This window comes from Isoptericola sp. NPDC055063 (genome assembly GCF_053608125.1).
In genome coordinates this window covers 1-1,310 of sequence record NZ_JBSGUW010000030.1, presented here as the reverse complement: position 1 = coordinate 1,310, position 1,310 = coordinate 1, and the positions used below count along the sequence as shown (strand labels likewise).

The window sequence follows — 1,310 nt, the reverse complement described above, 5'->3', positions numbered from 1 at the left end:
GTTTTGACCGTTCAGCCAGTATCCATGCGGGTCTTCGCCGTTTTGCACCTGTGCAGCAGATTGCACAACGTTGTGCAATTTGACGACCGTTTTGCAGTCAAAACGACTCGATTTTGCCTTTTCAAAGGTACTAACAGGGCCTTATAATTCCCTTACCGTGCATTTAACGGCACTTAAGGTGAATGAAAATGACCAACGTTACCCTACCTAAAGATGACGACGATCATCGCGGCAATGTGCAGGGGTGGTTGCAGGTGGATAAGCGAGCGCATCAGAAGATGTGGCAGTTCGGCTTGAAGAATCCCACCGGCCTCGCCGTGCTTCACTTCCTCACGTCGCGACTGACGCGAGGGTCAAACGGTGTGGTCATGAGCTACGCAGCCATGGCCAGCGCGATGGGCATCGCGGACAGGACCGCCAAGACAGCGATTGCAGCGCTAGCAGACGCTCGGTTTATCCAGGTTCTCAAGAGCGGCAAATCGAACGTCTACATCATCAATTCACAGGTCGCCTGGCAAGGACGAAGAGGCGCTCGCTTTGCCGCCTTCAACGCTGAAATAGTCCTCGCTGAAACCGAACAGTCTCAACCTGTCGACGATCTGATCGAAGAAGCAAAAAGCCTCAACGTGGTTCCTCAACTGCTCGCTGGCGAGCGTCCTTTCATCGACAACGACCCCATTGATCCGCCGGATCAAGGCGAGCTGTCGCTTCCCTAGGAGACGATGAATGCGAGACCAAGATCTGACTCTTAAGCAGCAGATGCACAGGTTGGACTATGAGCCGCGACCCGCGCCGCATCGGGTCAACCTGCGTGTCAGTTTCAAAGACAAAGACCAGGTCAAAGCGCTTGGCGCGAAGTGGGATTCCACGTTGAAGACTTGGTACATCGCAGCCGATATGGACATGCTGAAGTTTCGCCGCTGGCTTCCTTAGCCAGCGCTTTAAGCGGTCCTGGCCCGGGTTGCAGCCCTGGCCAGGACCTAACCACAACCAGTCGGATAAGGACTGAACATGGCTCAAACCATTGTAGCGATACCCCCCCAACACACTTCAACCCGTCAGGCCCTTGAAAACCTGATGACGATGCGCATCGGCGAGGAATACGAGGCCGCCTACCAGCTCGTGGCCAGCCTCGATGACGAGATCACCGAGGACGATTTCACAGTGCTGTGCGCCGGCTCCGGCATCGAGAACCCGGAGGTTGTTTTCTGGGTGGTGGACTATCTCGGCTTGATCGGCATGCGGGCCGATTGACCAGGCCGCCCCGCGGCCCCTGGCCAGCCACGGCCGAAGGCCGCTTGGGTTAGCCC

At 56.5% G+C, this 1,310-nt stretch carries 3 protein-coding genes; all 3 read left to right on the top strand.

The window, feature by feature from the left end:
* The first annotated feature begins 188 nt into the window (after positions 1-188).
* The 3 genes from ACWF41_RS21415 to ACWF41_RS21405 all read left to right on the top strand — a co-directional run bounded on the left by ACWF41_RS21415 (position 189) and on the right by ACWF41_RS21405 (position 1,254).
* Positions 189-716 carry a replication/maintenance protein RepL gene (locus ACWF41_RS21415; RefSeq protein ID WP_376139445.1) on the top strand — a complete coding sequence of 176 codons (528 nt, stop codon included), beginning with the start codon at positions 189-191 and terminating at the stop codon, positions 714-716.
* A 10-nt stretch (positions 717-726) separates the two neighbouring features.
* Positions 727-933 carry a DUF5710 domain-containing protein gene (locus ACWF41_RS21410; RefSeq protein ID WP_377974030.1) on the top strand — a complete coding sequence of 69 codons (207 nt, stop codon included), beginning with the start codon at positions 727-729 and terminating at the stop codon, positions 931-933.
* A gap of 78 nt (positions 934-1,011) precedes the next feature.
* Positions 1,012-1,254 carry a hypothetical protein gene (locus ACWF41_RS21405; RefSeq protein WP_376139447.1) on the top strand — a complete coding sequence of 81 codons (243 nt, stop codon included), beginning with the start codon at positions 1,012-1,014 and terminating at the stop codon, positions 1,252-1,254.
* Positions 1,255-1,310 lie beyond the last annotated feature (56 nt).